The sequence below is a fragment of the Xanthobacter wiegelii genome (genome assembly GCF_043193855.2).
Taxonomy (GTDB): domain Bacteria; phylum Pseudomonadota; class Alphaproteobacteria; order Rhizobiales; family Xanthobacteraceae; genus Xanthobacter; species Xanthobacter flavus_A.
Genome location: NZ_CM195529.1, coordinates 1,163,639 through 1,177,549, shown reverse-complemented (window position 1 = coordinate 1,177,549; position 13,911 = coordinate 1,163,639). Strand labels below are relative to the sequence as shown.

The 13,911-nt window shown below is 66.5% G+C and carries 15 protein-coding genes; 7 read left to right on the top strand and 8 right to left on the bottom strand.

Features of this window, described 5'->3' with window-relative positions; translation table 11 throughout:
- Window positions 1-179: 179 nt before the first annotated feature.
- A complete protein-coding gene (locus V5F63_RS05350; RefSeq protein WP_394102475.1) occupies window positions 180-1,124 on the bottom strand; it encodes an aromatic alcohol reductase in 945 nt (314 codons plus the stop codon).
- A 48-nt stretch (window positions 1,125-1,172) separates the two neighbouring features.
- Between V5F63_RS05350 and V5F63_RS05345 the strand changes: the two genes are divergently transcribed.
- Entirely contained in the window at window positions 1,173-1,613 is a 441-nt protein-coding gene (locus tag V5F63_RS05345; RefSeq protein ID WP_394102474.1) for a winged helix-turn-helix transcriptional regulator, read from the top strand.
- 29 nt (window positions 1,614-1,642) lie between these two features.
- Here V5F63_RS05345 and V5F63_RS05340 read toward each other — a convergent pair whose 3' ends face one another.
- The 7 genes from V5F63_RS05340 to V5F63_RS05310 form a co-directional block, all read right to left on the bottom strand.
- Window positions 1,643-2,896 carry an acetyl-CoA hydrolase/transferase family protein gene (locus V5F63_RS05340; RefSeq protein ID WP_394102473.1) on the bottom strand — a complete coding sequence of 418 codons (1,254 nt, stop codon included), beginning with the start codon at window positions 2,894-2,896 and terminating at the stop codon, window positions 1,643-1,645.
- Window positions 2,897-2,901: 5 nt separating this feature from the next.
- A complete protein-coding gene (locus V5F63_RS05335) occupies window positions 2,902-4,098 on the bottom strand; it encodes an acetyl-CoA C-acetyltransferase (RefSeq protein WP_394102472.1) in 1,197 nt (398 codons plus the stop codon).
- 25 nt (window positions 4,099-4,123) lie between these two features.
- On the bottom strand, window positions 4,124-5,044 hold the full coding sequence (locus V5F63_RS05330) for an SDR family NAD(P)-dependent oxidoreductase (protein ID WP_209487971.1): 921 nt from the start codon (window positions 5,042-5,044) through the stop codon (window positions 4,124-4,126).
- Between the two features lie 2 nt (window positions 5,045-5,046).
- On the bottom strand, window positions 5,047-6,198 hold the full coding sequence (locus V5F63_RS05325; RefSeq protein ID WP_209487970.1) for an acyl-CoA dehydrogenase family protein: 1,152 nt from the start codon (window positions 6,196-6,198) through the stop codon (window positions 5,047-5,049).
- Window positions 6,199-6,200: 2 nt separating this feature from the next.
- Window positions 6,201-6,623 (bottom strand): MaoC family dehydratase, encoded by a 423-nt coding sequence (locus tag V5F63_RS05320; RefSeq protein WP_209487969.1) that lies wholly within the window; start codon window positions 6,621-6,623, stop codon window positions 6,201-6,203.
- 64 nt (window positions 6,624-6,687) lie between these two features.
- On the bottom strand, window positions 6,688-7,083 hold the full coding sequence (locus V5F63_RS05315) for a hypothetical protein (protein WP_209487968.1): 396 nt from the start codon (window positions 7,081-7,083) through the stop codon (window positions 6,688-6,690).
- A complete protein-coding gene (locus tag V5F63_RS05310) occupies window positions 7,083-7,883 on the bottom strand; it encodes an IclR family transcriptional regulator (protein WP_509210820.1) in 801 nt (266 codons plus the stop codon). The genes V5F63_RS05315 and V5F63_RS05310 overlap by 1 nt, the downstream gene beginning before the upstream one ends.
- Before the next feature lie 157 nt (window positions 7,884-8,040).
- Here V5F63_RS05310 and V5F63_RS05305 point away from each other — a divergent pair, with 157 nt between their 5' ends.
- From V5F63_RS05305 to V5F63_RS05280, 6 genes are all read left to right on the top strand, one after another.
- Entirely contained in the window at window positions 8,041-9,288 is a 1,248-nt protein-coding gene (locus V5F63_RS05305) for a CaiB/BaiF CoA transferase family protein (RefSeq protein ID WP_394102470.1), read from the top strand.
- 107 nt (window positions 9,289-9,395) lie between these two features.
- Entirely contained in the window at window positions 9,396-10,550 is a 1,155-nt protein-coding gene (locus V5F63_RS05300) for an ABC transporter substrate-binding protein (protein WP_209487966.1), read from the top strand.
- Between the two features lie 105 nt (window positions 10,551-10,655).
- A complete protein-coding gene (locus tag V5F63_RS05295) occupies window positions 10,656-11,531 on the top strand; it encodes a branched-chain amino acid ABC transporter permease (RefSeq protein WP_394102469.1) in 876 nt (291 codons plus the stop codon).
- Window positions 11,524-12,447, top strand: coding sequence for a branched-chain amino acid ABC transporter permease (locus V5F63_RS05290; protein WP_394102468.1), 924 nt, complete (start codon window positions 11,524-11,526; stop codon window positions 12,445-12,447). Before V5F63_RS05295 ends, V5F63_RS05290 begins: the two co-directional genes overlap by 8 nt.
- 1 nt (window position 12,448) lies before the next feature.
- Entirely contained in the window at window positions 12,449-13,189 is a 741-nt protein-coding gene (locus V5F63_RS05285; protein ID WP_394102467.1) for an ABC transporter ATP-binding protein, read from the top strand.
- Entirely contained in the window at window positions 13,179-13,910 is a 732-nt protein-coding gene (locus V5F63_RS05280) for an ABC transporter ATP-binding protein (RefSeq protein WP_209487962.1), read from the top strand. Before V5F63_RS05285 ends, V5F63_RS05280 begins: the two co-directional genes overlap by 11 nt.
- Window position 13,911: the final 1 nt, after the last annotated feature.

Below are 13,911 nucleotides of genomic sequence, written 5' to 3'. Positions count from 1 at the left end.
GGACAAGCATGGCAGTCTGGGAACGCTGTTCCCGGACCGCGCAAGCCCGACGCGCGCCGCCCGAAAGCGCGGTTGGCGCTTGTTCGGAGAGTGGCTTAACCGGCCTCCGATTTTACTCTCAGGTGGAACAGTTTCGAGTAGGCTGGTGTCGTTGGACAACGCGGTCAGCCCTGCGCAGCCTAAGAGTTGTCTTCCGCACCTCGGGCCTCTAGCCACGCCGCAACGCTCGTCACGGGGATATCGTGCAGAGCATTGAAGGTTTGCTCCAAGGGCCAGGCCACCCCGTCGCTGCGCGCGAAGGCGAGGCGGTATTTGCGGATCGGATCGTCCGGATGAGCCTTAAGATCTGCTCGCAGATCCGAGACCGTCCACAGGACACGCTCGACAGAGCGAGAAAGGACGCGGTCCACTGTATCGGCAAGCTCCCGGTAGGAGATTGTGTCGCCACCGACATAGACCACTTGATCTATTGGAGACGGGACGGCGGTCAGGATAGCGGCGACCAACCGGCCGATGTCGTGCGGCGTTGTGACCGTGAGCCGATAGTCCCAGTTCCCCAGCGCATGGACGCGGTTTCGGTCCAGATCGACGAGGCCGAACGAAGGCTCGAACAAGAAGCTAATGAACATGCCGGTCGAGATGATGATCCAATGTGTGCGCGACTGCGCCCGCAACATGTCGCGCACGTCGAGTTGCTCATCCCATACATCCTGGCCGCTGCCGCGCCCAACGACATCATAATCCACGCCGAACTGCCAGGGGACGTAGAGCTTGACGCCGGCTTGCAAGACTGCGGAGGTGATCTTCAGCTGCGTGCCGCTTCCGCCGACGAAACCAGTACAGCAGATGACGGTGGAAAACCGCGAGAACACATGAGCAAGCTCGTCCTGGCTGGCGGTCGCGATGTCTATCCGGACGATATCCACATTTAATGCGGTGAGAGTTTCGGAGATTTTCCCAGGGCGGTCATCCATTCCGTTGGCAGGAACGGGACGAAGCAATGCCGACAGGTGAAGGTTGCGGCCCTGGTAAGTTACGCCCGTCAGGCCATTCAGCACCTCAAGCCCAAGCTCTCCTGCGCCAAGGACCAGGATATGATCGCCAAGAATCGGGGGAACAGTCATGGACATCTCCTGTTGAGGTGCCAAATACATGGAGAATGTCCTGACGCGATGGAAGCAGGCACACGAATGATACGGTCTAGGGATTCCGAATTTCTTGCGACGATCGAGCGTTCGCGGGCCGCCTGCCAGGCTCTCAGCGACGCGGACGACGGGCTCAAGCGAGAGATCCTGACCCACGCGGGCAATCGCTGGTCGCTGGGCGTCGTCTACGCGCTGGGCGCCGAGGGAACGCTCCGCCACGCCCAGATCGCCAGGAGGTTGAAGGGCATCACGCAACGCATGCTCACCCGCACGCTGCGCCAACTGGAGCGCGACGGGCTCGTCACGCGGCACGATCATCGTACCACGCCGCCGCATGTGGACTACGCGTTGACCGAACTCGGACGCGGCTTGCTGGAGGGAATGATTCCGCTCTGGGGCTGGGTGATCGAAAACGCCGAAAAATTCAGGGCCGCCCGTGCGCGTTTCGACGTCGAGTCACACGATTAAGCCGCAATTGTCCCGGCTCTCGTCGAAGGTTAGGCGCCCGAGCGCGCCCTTTCGCGCAGGTCATCGCGAAAGGCGGGATCGGCGATGGCAATCAAGGCTTCGGCCCGTTCCGCGAGCGTGAGCGGGCGCAGATCTGCGATGCCGTGTTCCGTCACGATGATGGCGGCATCGGCCCGACCGATGGTCGCGGGGCCGGAGAGACGCGCAGTGATGCGGCTCCGGCGCTCGCCCTTTGCCTCGACCGTCGAAGGCAAGGCGATGATGGGCAGCCCACCGGCGGACGCCCGCGCGCCCCGCAGGAAGTCCAGCGCACCGCCGATCGTGCCCACATAGCGCCCGCCCACGGTCTCGGTGTTCGCCTGTCCCGAAAGGTCCACTTCCAGCGCCGAATTGATGGCGGTGAAGGCCGGCATTTGCGCGATCAACGCGTGCGAATGGGTGACGCTGACCGGCTCCAAAGCGATCGCCCGATTGAGATGGGCGAAATCAAGCAGCGCGCGGCTGCCGAGCAGCGTGCCCGCCACCGTCACGCCGCGGTGGATGGGCTTAAGCGCGTTGGTCACGGCACCCGCCTCGATCAGCCCCATGGCGCCGTCGCTCAGGATGCCGGTGTGCAAACCGAGATCGCGGTGATGCTTGAGCAGTCCGGCGACGCAGTCGGGGACGGCACCGAGGCCGAACTGCAACGTCGCCCCATCCCGAATGAGCGAGGCCACATGGGCCCCGATGGCCTGCTCGGCCGCGGTCGGAACCGCCCGCGCCTGTTCGGGTAGCGCCCGGTCGGTGGCGACCAGCACGTCGATGTCGGCGGCCGCGATCTCCGCCGAGGTGAACGGCGCCTGCCGGTTCACTTCGCAAATCACCACCCGCGCCGCCCGCACCAGGGGCGCAATGTAGTCGCAGGCGCAGGACAGGCTGAAGCGTCCGCCGTCAGGGTGCTCCGCCACCTGCAGCAGAAGGACGTCCACCCGGCTGGCGAGCAGGGCCGGAAGATCCGAATAGTGGACCGGCAGGATGTCGAGCGCGCCGGCTGCCGCGAGTCGACGGTTCGTCCCGGTGCCGCAGAACGAGGAGAAGCGGACGCGGTCCGTATAGGCGGGGTCCGGCGTGTCGCCGAGGCCGATGCCGATGAAGGCGGAAAAGCCGCCGAGCCGGCCGCGTTGCGCCATCAGGCGGGCGGTCAGCGGCAAAGGCTCCGCCGCCGCCTGCCCCCAGCACACGAGATCACCCGGGAGGATGACGTCGGCGAACTCCAGCGCCTCGAGTTCGATCGCTCGCGTCATGGCCCTCACGCGCGCTCAATGATCGCGGCGGCGCCCTGGCCACCGCCGATGCACATGGTCTCCAGCCCGTAGCGGGCACCGCGCCTCTTCATCTCGTGGACAAGGGTGGTGAGGATGCGCACGCCGGTGGCGCCGACGGGATGGCCGAGAGAGATGCCCGAGCCGTTTACGTTCACCCGCTCCGGATCCACGCCCGGCCATTGCTTGAGCACGGACAGCACCTGGCAGGCGAAGGCCTCGTTGATCTCGATGAGGTCCATGTCGTCCAGCGAGAGGCCCACACGCCCCATGAGCCGCGCGGTGGCGGGTACGGGGCCGATGCCCATCTCCGCCGGCTCGCACCCTGCCGCCGCCCAGCCGACAAGGAAGGCATCGGGCACGAGGCCAAGGGACGCGAGCTTGTCCTCGGCCACGATGAGACATGCGGCGGCCGCGTCGTTCTGCTGGGCGGCGTTGCCGGCCGTCACCGTGCCGCCCTTCTGGATGGCGCGCAGCTTGCCAAGGGAATCGGCCGTGGTGTCGCCGCGGACGCCCTCGTCGCGATCGATGACGACCGCCTCCCCCTTCTTCTGCGGCACGCCGACGTGCACCACCTCGGCCGCCATGCGCCCGTCGCCCCAGGCCGCGGCGGCGCGCTGCTGGCTGCGCGCGGCATAGGCATCGGCCGCCTCGCGGGAGATCTGATACTTGCGGGCAAGGTTCTCGGCCGTCTCGATCATGCCGGAAATGGGTCCGAAGCGATGCTCGGGCTGGGAACGCTCGCGGCCGCGATCAAGCCTGTCGTACAGGACGGGCGAGCCGGAGCGCGTACCCCAGCGCACACCGGTGGTGTAGTGCTCGATGGCACTCATGCTTTCGACGCCGCCGGCGATCACCACGTCGCAGGCGCCCGTCTGCACCATCATCGCGGCCGTGGCGATGGATTGGAGCCCGCCGCCGCAACGGCGGTCGAGCTGCATCCCCGGCACCTCCACCGGAAGCCCCGCCTCCAGCGCGATCCAGCGGCCGACGCAGGGCGTCTCGGAATTGGCGTAGGACTGGGCGAAGACCACATCGTCAACGCGCATTGGATCTAGACCCGTGCGGTCGAGAATGGCATTGACGACAATGGCGCCCAGCCGCTCGACGGGCACATCCTTCAGGGCTCCTCCGAAGCGGCCGACCGGCGTGCGAAGGGGGGAAACGATGGCAGCGCGACGCATCGCGGAAACTCCTTGCTCTGCGGGCTCAGACCGGGTCCCAGGTGAACACCTCGGCGGAGACATCGAGGCGATGGAAGCTGGCGGCCAGCGCGGGCATGGCGTGGTCGGCGATCTCCTCCGGCGTCCATCCGCCGTCGCGCTGCACCGAGCGCACCGGCCGGGGCTGGCTGAAGAGGAAGATCTCGTTGTTGCGCACGCAGAATATCTGCCCGCTGACCTGCCCGGCCTTGTCGCTGAGGAGATAGACGGCGAGGGGTGCGACCTTCGCTGGCGTCATCTGCTGCAGTCGTGCGACGCGGGCCTCCTGCTCGGGCGTATCCACCTTGATGGACGAGATCATCCGGCTCCAGGCGAATGGGGCGATGCAGTTGGAGCGCACCCCGAAGCGCTCCATGTCCAGCGCGATGGACTTTGACAGGCCCACCACGCCGAGCTTGGCGGCCGAATAGTTGGCCTGCGCCCGGTTGCCGATGAGGCCGGATGTGGAGGTCATGTGCACGAGGCTGCCCGCCTGCTGTTCCTTGAACAGCGGCGCCGCGGCCCGGCTGATGTTGAAGCTGCCGTAGAGATGGACCTTCAGCACCTTGTCCCATTCGTCTTCCGACATCTTGTGGAAGAAGGCGTCGCGCAGGATGCCCGCGTTGTTCACGACGCCGTCGAGCCGGCCGAACGCATCGACCGCCTGGGCCACGATGCGCTCCGCGCCAGCGGTTTCGGTGACGCTCTCCAGGCTCGCCACCGCCTCGCCGCCGGCGGCGCGGATCTCGGCGACGACGCGCGCGGCGGGACCATCGTCCCGCCCCTGCCCGTCGAGGCTCGTGCCGATATCGTTGACCACCACCTTCGCGCCGTGGGCCCCGGCCATCAGCGCGATATCGCGGCCGATGCCGCCCCCCGCGCCGGTGACGACGACGACCTTGCCGTCCAGCATCCGTGTATCGGCCATGGTCATGCTCCCTTCAGCAACTGGCGGGCGATCAGCAATTGCTGGATCTGGCTGGTGCCCTCGTAGATCCGCATCAGGCGGACATCGCGATAGAAGCGCTCCACCGCATATTCGCTCATGTAGCCGGCGCCGCCGTGTACCTGGACCGCCCGGTCTGCGACGCGGCCGACCGCCTCGGTGGCGAAATACTTGGCCGCCGACGCCTCGGTGCGCGCGGCGCCGTCCCGGTCGTAGAGCGTCGCCGTCTGCTCCACGAGGGCCTTGGAGGCGAGGTAGTCCGTGTGGCTGTCGGCGATCATCGCCTGGATCAGCTGGTACTCGGCAATCGGCTTGCCGAACTGCCTGCGCTCGCGCGCGAAGGCGATCATCTCCGCGATCAGCCGCTTGCAGGCGCCGGTGGCGAGGGCGGCGATGTGGATGCGCCCGCGATCGAGGACCCGCATGGCGAGGCGGAAACCGCGCCCCGGCGTCTGGCCGATGATGGCACTCGCCGGTACCCGCACATTGTCGAACATCACATCCGATGTGGTGGTGCCGCGCTGACCCATCTTGCGGTCCTTCTTGCCGATGGTGAGGCCCGGCGTATCGCGAGGCACAAGGAAGGCGGTGATGGCGTCGGCACCGGGCTTGTCGAACTCGGTCCGGGCCATCACCGTGAACAGCCCGGCGCGCTGGGCATTGGTGATGTAGCGCTTCGTGCCGTTGATCACGTAGTCGTCGCCGTCCCGCTCGGCGCGGGTGGTGAGGTTCGCGGGATCGGAGCCGGTGTCCGGCTCGGTGAGGGCGAAGGCGGACATCAGTTCGCCGCTGGCGAGCTTCGGCAGATAGGCCTGCTTTTGCTCTTCGGTCCCCTCGAAGATCAGGCCGCGCGCACCGATGCCGATATTGGTTGCCAGCAGCGAGCGGAAGGCTAGCGCCGTGCCGCCAAAGATCTGGGCGAGCTGTGTTTCCTGGCGGGCATTGAGCCCGATGCCGCCGTATTCCGGCGGAATGGTGAGGCCGAACAGCCCGAGTTCGCGCATCTCGTCAACAATTTCCTCGGGAATCTCGTCCTCGATCTCGACGCGCATCTCATTGGGGACGAGGCGCTCCGCGACGAAGCGTTCGACCGCATCCTTCAGCTGGCCGAAGGTTTCGTCATCGACGGCGGGCATTGTCATATCTTGCTTGCTCCCGTGTTCCGGATCTCTGGCGCGGCGCCGATGGTGCAGGTGCCTGCGACGGCCCGTTCGCCGGAGGCAGTTTCAACGAAAATCTCGTAGGAGCCCGTCGCTTCGTCGGTCAGGTGGCCCCCGGCGCGGATCGTCGCGCCAACAGGCACCGGGGCGATGAAACGCACTTCAAGACGCGCATCCTCGGGGACCGCACCGAAGGTGCGCTCCAGTGCCTCGATCACGAGGTTGAGGCCCAGCGTCCCGTGGGCGATTGGCCGTCCGAAACTGGTTCCGGCCGCGAATTCCGCGTTGAGGTGGATGGGGTTGAAGTCCCGTGTCAGCTCCGCGTAACGGGCGACTGCATCCTGGTCGGCGACGAGGCTCACGCAGGCGAGCTCGCGCGGCAGCGCGGCGTCTTGTGGCATTTCCATCGGCTGTTTCCTTCGTCGGCGCTCTCGCGGCGCCCGTACACCTTTCGGGGCCGCCTGTTTACTTGGCCCAGATCGTCCGGATCTCGCCCGCGAGGACCTCGCGATCCCCCTTTTTGAGGACCACCCCGAAACCGACCCAGCGGCGGGCCTTGCGCAGTTCCTTCCACAGGCAGGAGACCTCGGCCTCAAGCTGGTCTCCCGGCTGCACGGGGTCTCCGAAGGCCAACGTCTGCGAGGCGTGGACATTGCCGGGAGGCCGGGGGGAGAAGGCCTTGAGGTAGGCTTCCATCATTGCCGCCACGAGAATGCCGGAGGGCAAGCGACCGGCCGCGACGGCGCCATAGATCGCCTCCCAATCCGCGAGACGGGCGTCGTCCAGCGCGATGGCATGGTGGCCGAGAAGCTCGCCAGGCCGGAAACTGTCGAAAACCCAGACCGGGCTCCCTTCGCTCATCAGGCCTTTCCTCCCCGCGCACGGCGGCCCGGCCCGGCCGCTAGCCGGCGCTCGCTCTGGCGCAGCCCGCTCGAAACCCCGAACAGGGACTCGCTGATGAAATCCGCGGAATCCCTGAGCGCGGCCCCCAGCTGCTCGATTTCCGGCCGGGTCAGTTGGCCGGCGATGGAAATTCCGCTGATGCCGAGCCGCGGCTTGCCGGACGGGTCGGTCACGACCGCTGCGGCAATCTCGAGGCCGCGGAACAACTGGCCGAGATCGAAGGCATAGCCGTCGCGGCGGGCCTGCTCCACGTCCTTCACGTATTCTTCGAAGCTCGGCGGCGACTGCCATTGCAGCGCGTCGAACCGGGCCTTCAGTTCGTCACGGGGCAGGTCGCGCAGCGCCGCATAACAGCGCCCGATCGCGCCCACGAAGGTCGGCAGGCGCGAGCCGTCCGACATGTCCACGCGCACCGTCTTTGCCGTGGAAACGCGATCGACCAAAACGATGCGCTCGCCGTCGGTGATCTGCCACAGGCACATCAGGCACTTGTGCTCCGCCGAAAGCCGGGCGAGCTCGGGCCGGATGAGATTGGCCTGGTTTGCGCCCAGCAGCGGCAGGGACAGCTCCAGAACACCCATGCCGATGGCATAGGTCTTCGCCCCGGGATCGAAGTCTACAAGGCGCTCGCTCGTGAGCGTGCGCAGGATGTTGAAGCAGGTGCTGACGCTGACGCCGGCATCCCGCGCGATGACGTTCACGCCGGCGGGGCCGCTCGATTGCGCCAGGCTTCTCAGGATCGAAACCGCGTTGGCCACGGCTCCGACGATTTTTGGCGAAGGGTCTTGATCGGCAGGATCGCTCATGTATGAATAGCTTTCAGAAATTTGTGAATGTCATTCAAGATACAGAATGACTAACACAACGAAGCCGGCGATGGGAAGCCCCTTCCGAAGAAATCAAAGGCGAGGAAACGTGGAAAAAGAGAAGCAGGCCAACGCGAAGGCGGCCGTGTCGGATGAGGGGGGAGGTGCGCCGCGCGGCCTTCGTGGCGTGCGTGTCCTCGATCTCGGCCGCTACATCGCGGCCCCCTTTTGCACCGCCTTGCTCGCGGAACAGGGCGCGGAGGTCATCCGGATCGAGCCGACATCGGGCGCACCGGATCGCGAAGTCATGCCGGTCGGCGTTGCCGGACGCGGCGCGCTCTATCTTCAGGTCAATCGCAACAAGAAGTCGCTCGCCCTCGACATCGACCAGCCCGCAGGGTGCGCCGCTTTCGAACGGCTCGTGGCCACCTGCGACGCGGTGGTGGTGAACCTGCCGCCGGCAGCCCTCAAGCGCGCGGGTCTCGACTACGATCGCCTTTGCGCCATCCGCCCGGATATTATCCTCACCACCATCAGCGCCTTCGGGACGCAAGGCGAAAGCCGCGACCGGATCGGCTTCGATGGCACGGGACAGGCCCTCTCGGGCGCCATGTGCCTGACGGGGACCGGCGAGCGGCCGCTGCGTGCCGCCGTGTCCTATGTGGATTACGCCACGGGGATTGCGGCCGCCTTCGCCACCCTCGCCGCCCTCCACGAGCGCATGGCAACGGGACGCGGCCAGCATGTGGAGGCCTCCCTCCTCGGCACCGCACTCACCATAACCAATCCGATGCTCATCGAGGAAGCTTTCGGCGCGCGCAGCCGCGTCGCCATCGGCAACCGCAGCCCCATCGCCGGCCCCTCCGATCTGTTCCGAACCCGCGACGGCTGGGTGATGGTCCAGGTCATCGGCGACGGCATGTTCCGCCGCTGGGCCAGCTTCGTGGGGCAGCCCGAGCTGGCCGCGGATCCGCGCTTTTCCTCGGACATTCTGCGTGGCGAGAACGGCGAGGCCCTGAGCGCGGTGATGGCGCAGTGGTGCGCCGCGCGATCCTCGCAGGAATGTCTCGCCGAACTCGCGGCCGCCAGGATTCCCGCCTGCAAGGCCCTCTCGCCGGCCGAAGCGCTCGCCGCACCCGAAAACAGGGACGGCGGCTTCTTCGAGGAGATGGCCCTGCCCGCCGGCAACGCCCCGGTCGTCACGAATCTGGTGCGCACCGCAGCCGGCCGGCTGGCGCAGGGGCGTCCCGCGCCCGAGCTGGGCGCCCATACAGAAGAACTTCTCGCATCGCTGGGGTACGACGCCGACGAGATCGGGCGCCTCGCGGGCCAGGGGCAGACCAAGGCCGAAAGCTAAGAACGGGCGCTCCTTCAAATGCGCCGCAATAACGGGAGGAAGACATCATGGCGTGCAGGATCAGGTCGATCAGGTCACGTGCCCTTGGTACAGCAGCGGGCACGGCAATGCTTGCCGCCCTGGGCCTCGTTTCCGGAGCCGGCGCGGCCGGAGCCCAGGAAACCATCAAGCTCGGCCTGTCCATTCCGCTGTCCGGCACCGGTGCCATCTGGGGCAAGGGCTCGGAGTTCATGTGCAAGAAGGCTGCGCAGGAGATCGCGCAGGCGGGCGGCGTCAAGGTCGACGGCAAGACCTACAATTTCGAATGCGTCGCCTATGACAACAAGTACAACGCCGCCGAAGGCACCAAGGTGGCTCAAACTCTGCTCAACCGCGAAGGAGTCAAGTTCATCGCCGGCAGCCTCGGAACGGCGCCGGTGCAGGCGCTCCAGTCCCTCAGCGAACGCCAGGGCGTCGTGCTCTTCACCACGGCCTGGGGCCCCAGCATCAAGGGGCCGAAGTTCCCGCTGACGTTCACGCAGATGAACACGCCGTTCGAAATTCTGCCGCCCCTCATCCGCTACATCCATGAGGCCAATCCGCAGGCCAAATCGATCGTCATGCTCAACCCCAACGACGCCACCGGACGCGACACCGAGGGCGTGGCGAAGAAGGTCTGGACGGAAACCGGAGTAAAGGTCCTGTCCAGCGACTTCTATGAGCGCGGTACCACCGAATTCCAGCCGATCGCCGCACGCATCGCCTCCCTCAAGCCCGACATCGTGGACCTTGGCGGAATGCCACCGGCCGACGCCGGCGCCGTGTGGAAGGAGCTGGACGTGCTGGGCTGGAAGGGCGTCAAGGTGGTCGAGGTCGGAACCGGGATCGACGGACTCAAGGCCACCGGCGGAAATGCCATCGAGGGCGTCTACATGGGCGCTGCCGTATCGTTGGACGGAGACACCGCCACCGCCAAGCAGAAGGCCGTGAACGAGGAAGTTCGGGCGGCCACCGGAGAGTCTCTCAACGCCATCCAGATCGGCTTCTATGATGCGGTCTACGCGCTGAAGGCCGGCATGGAGAAGGCGAAGTCGGTGGACGCCAAGACCGTCGGCGCCGCGATGCCGGACGTTACGTTCACCTCTTTCTATGGCACGCCTGTCGATTTCTACGGGCTCGATACCTATGGCTCGCGCCAGCAGATGCGCCTCCCGGTGATCATCACGCAGGTCCAGGACGGCAAACTGGTGGAGAAATCCCGCATCGTGCCCACCACGAAGTGATGCGCAGCCGCGTCCTCCGCCCGGCGTGGTGGACGCGGCATCGGCTCCCGGGACGTTGATCCGTTCCGGGACGAGGCTCTGCCCCGACGAAAGCACGCCCCGCAGATGCAAACCGCAATACAGCTCACCCTGACGAGCCTGCAGATCGGCGCCGTCTATATCCTGTTCTCGCTCGGCCTGACGCTGATCTTCGGCGTCATGCGCATCGTGAACTTCGCCCACGGCCACCTCTTTGCCGTTTCGGCGCTGGTGGTGGCCGCCATCGTTGCCTGGCTGTCTACGGCGGGGTTCCCCGTCCTCGCCGCCTATCTCGTCGGCGCTCTCGCGGGCGTCGTCGCATCGCTTGCGCTCGGCTTCGCCATGTATATGGGCGGATTCCGCTTCTTTCAGCGCGACCTCGTCGGCTCCTTCATTCTCTCCATCGGCCTCGTGCTGCTGCTGGACGGCATCTTGATGAAGATCTTCGGCGGCGCGGTGCGGCCGGTGCCGGACATCATTCCCGGAACGCTCTCCGTATTCGGCGCCGCCATTACCGGCCAGCGTCTTGCACTGTGCGTGGCGGCCGTCGCGGTCACCGGAGTGCTCTACTGGGCGCTGACCCGGACCAAGCTCGGCAAGGCGCTGAGGGCGGTTTCCATCGATCACGAGGCGGCGATGCTCCAGGGCATCCCGTACAATCGCATGGCGCTCTCCGGCTTCATGATTGCCGCCGGGCTGGCCGCATTGGCCGGGGCGCTGATCGCGCCGGTCACGATCGTCTCGCCGGTGATAGGCGCGGACTATCTCATCAAGGGCTTCATCGCGGTCATCGTGGGCGGTCTGGGCAGTGTCCCCGGTGCCATTCTCGGCGGGTTGTTCGTCGCCGCCATCGAGACCGTGGGCGGGTTCTACTTCGATCCCAGCTCCGCGAGCATCGCCATCTTCATTCTCGTCATCGCCGTGCTGCTGGTGCGGCCGAAGGGACTTCTCGGTCATGGATGATCTGAAGCTGCCCTACTGGGCTGCGGGCGTCGCCCTCGTGCTGGTCGCGACCCTCATGGTGCGCGATGCATATATCGCCAGTGTGATCAACCTCATCGCCGTCGCCGCGCTCACCGCCGTGAGCCTGCGATTCGTGATGCTGATGGGGGAACTCAACTTCGCCACCGCCGCTTTCGTGGGTATCGGCGCCTACACGACCGGTGCGGCCGTCACCATCCTGCAATGGCCGTTCGTGGTCGCCATCCTCGCCGGAGGATTGACGGCCGGACTGGTTTCGGTCGCCTTCGGCTACGTGACGCTGCGCACCAAGGGGCCCTATTTCCTCCTCATCGGCTTTGCCTTCACCGAGGCGGTGCGGATCCTCTATTCGAAAAGCACGGCGCTTGGCGGAACGTCCGGAATGATCGGCATCTTCCCGCCGGTTGCGCTGGATGCCTGGATGCCGACCGTCATCGTCGGCACGTCCTGCGCAGTCATCTTCGCGCTCTACGTTCTCGAGCGATCGGATTTCGGCAAGATTCTGACCGCCATCCGGGACAACGAGAACGTCGCGCGTACGGTCGGCCTGAACATCCTGCTCGTGAAGATTGCCTGCTTCGCGGCGGCCTCGGTCGCGGCCGGCGTCGCGGGGAGCCTGCACGCCTTCGCCAACAACGTGATCAGCCCCGGAGACTTCAGCTTTCTCGTCGCCGCCTTCGCCCTCGCTTATGTGAAGGTCGGCGGCGAGGACAACATCGTCGGGCCGCTCGTGGGTTCGGTCCTGCTCGTCGTGCTGGGCAGCTACGCCCTCGGCCTCGGCGGCGACGAGCACATCTTCTACGGCGCCGCCATCACCCTCGCCGTGCTGCTGCTCCCCAACGGCATCACCGGCCTTCTCTCCGGGCGGCGCAAGCCTTCCGCGGCGAAGGGGCACTGAGATGGACCAGAGCCAGCAGCCGCTTCTCGCAACCCGCGGCCTCACGCGCCGCTTCGGCGGCCTCGTTGCAGTCTCCAACCTGGACCTGGAGATCAGGACGAAGGAAATCCTCGGCCTCATCGGGCCCAACGGCGCCGGCAAGAGCACGACGTTCAACCTCATCAGCGGCTTCTACAAGCCCTCGGCGGGCGAATTGTTCGTGTTCGGCGAGAACTGCACGGGACGCTCCGCGCTGGAGATCAGCCGCCGTGGACTGGTGCGCACGTTCCAGCACGGCAGCTTCATGCGCACCATGACCGTTGCCGACAATATCCTGCTCGGCACCATCCACGGGGTGAAGGGCGCCGCCGCGCGCCGCGCCCGGGTGGCGGAGACGGCGGAAATGCTCGGCCTCACGCAATTTCTTTCGGAGCAGGCCGGCAACCTGCCGCACGGTTTGCAGCGCCTCGTCTCCATCGCCATTGCCTTCGCCGCCCGCCCGCGTCTCCTGTGCCTGGATGAGCCGCTGACCGGCCTCAACCAGACCGAGGTCGCCAATACCCTCGCCATGCTGGAGCGCATCCGCGACGCGTTCGGCTGCTCGGTGCTGCTGGTCGAGCACAACATGAAGGCGGTGATGCGGGTCTGCGACCGGATTGTGGTGCTGCACCACGGGCAGCATCTCGCCACCGGCACGCCGGCGGAGATCCGCGCCGATCGTCGTGTGATCGACGCCTATTTGGGGCACCGCCATGACCATTGAAAGCCCGGCCATCCTTCCCCTGGAAGTTCGCGGCCTGTCGGCGCGGTACGGCGTTGTTCCGGCGTTGCGGGACGTGGATCTGGTGCTGAGATCGGGCGAGATCGTCACCCTGATCGGCGCCAACGGCGCGGGCAAGTCCACGCTTATCAAGGCTATCTGCGGCCTGGTGCGGCCGAGCGGCGGCAGCGTGCGCCTATTCGGCGAGGAGGTGACCGGTCTCTCGCCGGACCGGATGGTGCGCAAGGGCCTGAGCGTCGTGCCGGAAGGCCGGCGGCTGTTTCCCGAAATGACCATGCTCGAGAACCTGGAGCTCGGAGCGTTCGCACGGCACGACGCAGCAGCGGTGAAGCGTGACCTCGACCGCGTGATCTCCCTGTTCCCGGAACTCAAGGACCGCCTCGGCACCCATGCCGGCACCTTCAGCGGCGGGCAGCAGCAGATGATCGCCGTCGCCCGCGCCCTGATGAGTGCGCCACGGGTGCTCCTCCTCGACGAGCCGACCATCGGCCTCGCCCCCGCGGTGGTGGACCGCATCGCCGATATCGTCACCCAGATCGCGCATTCCGGGGTCAACATCCTGCTCGTCGAGCAGAATGCCGAGACCGCCCTCGCCATCGCCGACCGCGCCTACATCCTCGAAGGCGGGGCCATCACCGCCGACGACGATGCGCGCACCCTCGCCGCCAGCCCCGACGTGCAGCGCGCCTATCTGGGAATCTGAT

Excerpts from the sequence above, each read along its gene's own strand:
- V5F63_RS05350 (WP_394102475.1), bottom strand. The coding sequence starts at position 1,124 with ATGACTGTTCCCCCGATTCTTGGCGATCATATCCTGGTCCTTGGCGCA.
- V5F63_RS05345 (WP_394102474.1), top strand. The coding sequence starts at position 1,173 with ATGGAAGCAGGCACACGAATGATACGGTCTAGGGATTCCGAATTTCTT.
- V5F63_RS05340 (WP_394102473.1), bottom strand. The coding sequence starts at position 2,896 with ATGACGCGAGCGATCGAACTCGAGGCGCTGGAGTTCGCCGACGTCATC.
- V5F63_RS05335 (WP_394102472.1), bottom strand. The coding sequence starts at position 4,098 with ATGCGTCGCGCTGCCATCGTTTCCCCCCTTCGCACGCCGGTCGGCCGC.
- V5F63_RS05330 (WP_209487971.1), bottom strand. The coding sequence starts at position 5,044 with ATGGCCGATACACGGATGCTGGACGGCAAGGTCGTCGTCGTCACCGGC.
- V5F63_RS05325 (WP_209487970.1), bottom strand. The coding sequence starts at position 6,198 with ATGCCCGCCGTCGATGACGAAACCTTCGGCCAGCTGAAGGATGCGGTC.
- V5F63_RS05320 (WP_209487969.1), bottom strand. The coding sequence starts at position 6,623 with ATGCCACAAGACGCCGCGCTGCCGCGCGAGCTCGCCTGCGTGAGCCTC.
- V5F63_RS05315 (WP_209487968.1), bottom strand. The coding sequence starts at position 7,083 with ATGAGCGAAGGGAGCCCGGTCTGGGTTTTCGACAGTTTCCGGCCTGGC.
- V5F63_RS05300 (WP_209487966.1), top strand. The coding sequence starts at position 9,396 with ATGCTTGCCGCCCTGGGCCTCGTTTCCGGAGCCGGCGCGGCCGGAGCC.
- V5F63_RS05295 (WP_394102469.1), top strand. The coding sequence starts at position 10,656 with ATGCAAACCGCAATACAGCTCACCCTGACGAGCCTGCAGATCGGCGCC.
- V5F63_RS05290 (WP_394102468.1), top strand. The coding sequence starts at position 11,524 with ATGGATGATCTGAAGCTGCCCTACTGGGCTGCGGGCGTCGCCCTCGTG.
- V5F63_RS05285 (WP_394102467.1), top strand. The coding sequence starts at position 12,449 with ATGGACCAGAGCCAGCAGCCGCTTCTCGCAACCCGCGGCCTCACGCGC.
- V5F63_RS05280 (WP_209487962.1), top strand. The coding sequence starts at position 13,179 with ATGACCATTGAAAGCCCGGCCATCCTTCCCCTGGAAGTTCGCGGCCTG.